Source organism: Flavobacterium sp. (assembly GCF_035292545.1).
In the GTDB taxonomy this organism is placed as follows: Bacteria; Bacteroidota; Bacteroidia; order Flavobacteriales; family Flavobacteriaceae; genus Flavobacterium.
Genome location: NZ_DATDPV010000010.1, coordinates 1 through 4,780, shown reverse-complemented (window position 1 = coordinate 4,780; position 4,780 = coordinate 1). Strand labels below are relative to the sequence as shown.

Here is a 4,780-nt window from a genome sequence, read left to right as displayed (position 1 = left end):
CATCAGCGCACTCCCCCCTTCCAGCAGTTTGTTGTAAAGTTTGTTAACTTCTTCTTCGCTGTCACAGTTCACATAGATAGAAACAGCCGGTGTAAATGTAAAATCATGTCCCATGCTGTCGATTGCCATATATCCCTGATTGTCAATAGTGAAGATTGCGTGTTTTACCGCACCTTCTTTTCCGCCTTGTTCCCCTGCTTTGAAATAGTCGATCTTCTTTATTTCAGAATTGAGAAATAGTGAGGTGTAGAATTTAATGGCTTCCTCTGCTTTACCAAAGTTTTCGCCTACAAACATTAAAAAGGTTGTTGTCTTTTGCATATGATGTATTATTTCTGTTGTTTACTGTTTAATTAAAACATATTCTCCGGCGGGAACCTTGAAATCCGGTGATGGCGCTGTGCCAACCACACGAGCACTTGGTCCTACTTTTCTTATTTTTATTTTGATGGCTTGCTTTCCGCCTTGCATTATTCTTCTTACTACCATTGTCCCATAAGATTCGGTATCCGAAAAACTTAACATAACTCTTTTCTCATTTAATGCACAATCTGTGCACAATGGTCTGTTGGTATTTATTAGGATTATATTGCCATCAATTTGATGCCTTATTTGATTTGGATACACGGTATTTAAGTCCGAAAGTGTGTTTATTATGGTAACACCGTTTACCATATATTGGTATTCCCCAATAAGAAGATCTTCGTAATAACTGCCATTATAAGTCTTAACTTTTTTTACCATTACTATTCTCAAAGTGTCAGCACCATTGGCATACAACCACGTGCCTTCAAACTGATTTAAATGGTTATCAACATCCTTATAATACGTATTTGGTGTTTGAGATCCATCATCTTGTGTTATATTAACAATAGGGTTTTGTGCAATACATCCTGAAGTAAGGATGTATAATGCCATGTAAAATATTTTTTTCATGATTTTATATGTAAGATTTCGTTCCGCCAAGATGACGTAAAACGAATATTTCCATTGGTTAACTTCAGGTTGGTTTAAATTACTCACATCGTCCCGAGGCTCCTCAAGATGTTGAGAAAAAAACACTTACGAAATCTTCCGCTAATCAAGGACTTCGAAAGTACAAAACAATATTCTAATCCAAGACTCAAACCCCAATTTCTTGCGTCCACTGTAAGTAACAAGGCTTTTTTGCTCTCTTTCACTTCAAATCATTTAAATTTGGTTAGTTTTGTAAAACGTATGACAGATGACGGTAGAACATGCCCTTATTTATTAAATTATAGAATGCAGCAACAGCTGCACAGATTTTATAAACTTGTTATTTAGTTTTTTAATATGGCCTCTAAAAAGATAAATCTCTTAAAATTTACAACACTTATTGGTTTGTCGGTAATTGTTTTGTGCGCCATCGTGTACGGTTCATCGAGAGGCGATAAGAGGCTACCCGAAAGGGGTGAAACTGCTGTCAAGGAAACACCGATAAATCCAATTAAAATTAATGTTCCCTTAAGGGACAGCATTGTGAACTTTGGAATGGAATTATTAGGCACTCCTTATGTTGAAGCCGCTTGTAGTAAGGATGGGTTTGATTGTTCAGGATTTGTTTACTTTGTTTTTCAACACTTTAAAATTCAGGTTCCAAGAAGCTCTTCACAATTTGAGGGTTTTGGGAAAGAAATCCCGATAGACAACGTAAAAAAGGGAGATATTCTGTTGTTTTTGAGCCCTACCAGAAATGTTATAGGCCATGTGGGTATAGTTACAAATCCAAAAGGAATGGAAAGTGATTTTATTCATGCAACCTCAGGTCGTGACATGAAAGTGATTATTTCCAGTCTAAAACAGGAGGGATATAAGCGTAGATTCGTAAAAGCAGTAGATGTCTTATCAGTTTTATGAATTACTAAACTTCCGGTAGTTTAAGGATTTTTACTGGACTTGTTACTAACTTATTTATTAAAAAAAATTTCCTCCAAAAACATACGGTGTCGGGTAAAAACGACTAAAAGGATTGATGCAAAACGCATTAGCAAACGTATTTATAATTCTGTACAAAAGTCATTGTATGTTTCCACTATTTCTTTCATTTGTAATGAACTAAATTTATTTGTCTTTATTTTTTTTACTAAATATTCGCAGTCAGATAAAAAGTTAGATGTGTTTTTTGCCCAACTGTTTAAAATTTCGCAATTTATACAAGTTGGAAACTCTTCTTTATCACGTTTTAAATAGTTAATTTCCTCAATTATTTTTCGGCCGCTTCCTGGATTATTTATATTGTCACCAATCCATTTGGAATTTTCTTTCCTGTACAAAGAAACTTCTCCTTTTACTACAAGCTCAATAAGAATTGGTTCGCTATATGCATTAAGTTTAACATATTCATAGGTTTTAGTCATTTTAAATCCATGAAAATCAATTTTTACAATACTTTCAAAATCCCAAAACTCAGCTTTACTGTCTATAGCAATTTTAAATTTTACTTTGTTATTTTGAATCATTCCGAAACCCGGAATTGAATCTCCATCTTTAAAAAAAAGGGTGGATTCTTGAGTTTGTGAAAAGCATTGAAAACTTATAAAAAAGAGCAGGAGAATTAATTTAATATGAAGAATTGTTTTCATTTTTTTATGTTTAATAACTAAAACGGATTGCAAATGTACACTATCAGGCAAAACCATTAATGCAAACTGTTGTTATATGGCGTTTTGTTTAATCAGTTTCGTCAGCTTGTTTAAAAATAAGTTTCGTTACTGCTTTACTATTTGTAAAAAGCAAATAGCCAATTAATGATTTTAAAAAATAGGCGACAATCCATTTTGAATTTTCAAAATCTATAAATAAATCGCTTTGTCTAAAGAACTCGAAAAGAGTTTCACATAGCATTGGAATACTGCCAGCTAACATTAATCCTCCTATTACAGCAATTGAAATATTAAGAATTGTTGAAGCTTTAACATCTAAGTCAATGTTTTCCTCAATGTTTTTTTCAAGCTTCAGGTTTTTAATAATCCATTCAGGTTTAAATACAAATAACCTTAAAATCAATAAATATATTAACAAACTAAATATCAAAAAAAATGATATTTCTATATAGCTATCATTTCCACCTTGGAATGTTGCGTAAAGAGTTGAAAAAAATTGAGGAACAACAGTTAAGCTTGAAAATAATATTGACAATCCTAAAATCTTAATCAATATTGTCCAGAATGTTTTTGTTTTCATATAGTTTGGTTAACGTCATACTGCCTATTTATAAAAGAATATTCAGTTCACCCTCTTCAAACTACCAAAAATAAAGTGTTTTTAAGAAGTTGCCCCTTTAATATACAGCTAATATATCAATAAATTACTTACAAAAAACGAACAAATCCTCTTAGCTTCTTTATTAGATTTGACTTTGTACCTTTGCCTTTCAGAACCGCAACACGAAAATGAACTTCACTTACCCCAAATCCGAAAAGCTAAAAAGCAAAAATACCATCGATTTACTTTTTTCCGAAGGGAAATCCGTATCCAAATATCCGTTGCGATTGGTATATGTAGCAGGCACTTTTGGCGAAAATGTTCCGATAAAAATGGGTGTTTCGGTTTCCAAGAAACATTTCAAAAAAGCGGTGGATCGTAATTATTTCAAACGCGTCCTTCGGGAAACCTATCGCCTCAACAAACATATGCTGCTGGACAATACAGACAAACCTTATGCTTTTATGCTTTTGTACCAGAGCAAAGACCGTTTGACGTATGAAGAAATCAACACAAAAACCATTCAGTTATTCGAGAAATTTTTAAACGCGATAAAGGAAGCGAAATAAAAACCTGCGCTCTTGCGTTTGATAGTATAACAAAATGCTAAAACTTGTTATTTTTAATCGTTTATCAATTATATTTGATGTTCATTATTATTCGGTTTCATAAATTATTACCAATTACCCATGTACACATTTTTAAAGAAAAGATATATCATTCCCGCAGTTGCCAGCGGTTTACTGTTTGTTGGCGCTAGTTTCAGCGGCGATTTTTTTGAAATTGCCAAGCAGATCGAAATTTTCACCACGATGTTCAAAACCGTAAACATGAACTATGTGGACGAAACCAATCCGGGAGATTTGATGGACAAAGCCATAAAAAACATGTTGGCCGATCTGGATCCGTACACTGTTTATTTTAATGAACAGGATGTGGTAAAATTCAAAATTAACAGTACGGGCGAATACACCGGGATTGGTGCGATGATTACCCGAAAAGAAGGGAAACTTATCATTAAGGAACCTTATAAAAATTACCCCGCAGACAAAGCCGGACTTAAAGCGGGCGACGAAATTATCCAGATTGGCGATGTTAATTTAGAGGATTTCAAAGAAGATGCAGGACAATTACTGAAAGGCGCCAAAAACGCCAAAATCGACATCAAATACAAACGACAAGGCAAAATACAAACAACGCAATTGATCCTCGGAGAAGTCGAAATGAGAGCCGTTCCGTTCTTTGGAAAAATAGACGCCAAAACCGGTTATATCGTTTTAAATCAATTCAATAACAAAGCTTCGCTTCAAACCAAAGAAGCATTGGAACAACTGAAAAGAGAGGGGGCCGAGAAAATCATATTGGATTTAAGAGGAAATCCCGGCGGACTTTTGAATGAAGCGGTGAATATCTGCAATTTATTTGTTCCGAAAAACGAAGTGATCGTGTCCACCAAATCAAAAATAGACAAACACAACAATGTTTATAAAACCACTCGCGAACCTATTGATACCGAGATTCCTTTGGTCATTATTGTAGACGGAAAAAGTGCTTC

Annotated in this window: 7 protein-coding genes; 3 read left to right on the top strand and 4 right to left on the bottom strand. The window is 34.1% G+C overall.

The features are described from left to right. Nucleotides 1-321: VOC family protein (locus tag VI621_RS01555; RefSeq protein ID WP_324216636.1), on the bottom strand; the 321-nt coding region annotated here is incomplete at its 3' end. A 21-nt stretch (nucleotides 322-342) separates the two neighbouring features. Continuing rightward, nucleotides 343-936 (bottom strand): DUF6705 family protein, encoded by a 594-nt coding sequence (locus VI621_RS01550; protein WP_324216635.1) that lies wholly within the window; start codon nucleotides 934-936, stop codon nucleotides 343-345. Between the two features lie 378 nt (nucleotides 937-1,314). Here VI621_RS01550 and VI621_RS01545 point away from each other — a divergent pair, with 378 nt between their 5' ends. Beyond that, entirely contained in the window at nucleotides 1,315-1,878 is a 564-nt protein-coding gene (locus tag VI621_RS01545; protein ID WP_324216634.1) for a C40 family peptidase, read from the top strand. Between the two features lie 140 nt (nucleotides 1,879-2,018). On the opposite strand, the gene VI621_RS01540 is transcribed toward VI621_RS01545, so the two are convergent. Continuing rightward, nucleotides 2,019-2,603, bottom strand: a complete 585-nt coding sequence (locus tag VI621_RS01540; protein ID WP_324216633.1) for a hypothetical protein — start codon at nucleotides 2,601-2,603, stop codon at nucleotides 2,019-2,021. A gap of 88 nt (nucleotides 2,604-2,691) precedes the next feature. Beyond that, on the bottom strand, nucleotides 2,692-3,204 hold the full coding sequence (locus VI621_RS01535; RefSeq protein WP_324216632.1) for a hypothetical protein: 513 nt from the start codon (nucleotides 3,202-3,204) through the stop codon (nucleotides 2,692-2,694). 209 nt (nucleotides 3,205-3,413) lie between these two features. Between VI621_RS01535 and rnpA the strand changes: the two genes are divergently transcribed. Then, the gene (gene rnpA, locus VI621_RS01530; protein WP_324216631.1) at nucleotides 3,414-3,794 is read left to right on the top strand and encodes a ribonuclease P protein component; all 381 of its coding nucleotides are present in this window, start codon (nucleotides 3,414-3,416) and stop codon (nucleotides 3,792-3,794) included. Between the two features lie 120 nt (nucleotides 3,795-3,914). Next, on the top strand, nucleotides 3,915-4,780 hold an 866-nt coding region (locus VI621_RS01525; RefSeq protein WP_324216630.1), incomplete at its 3' end, for a S41 family peptidase.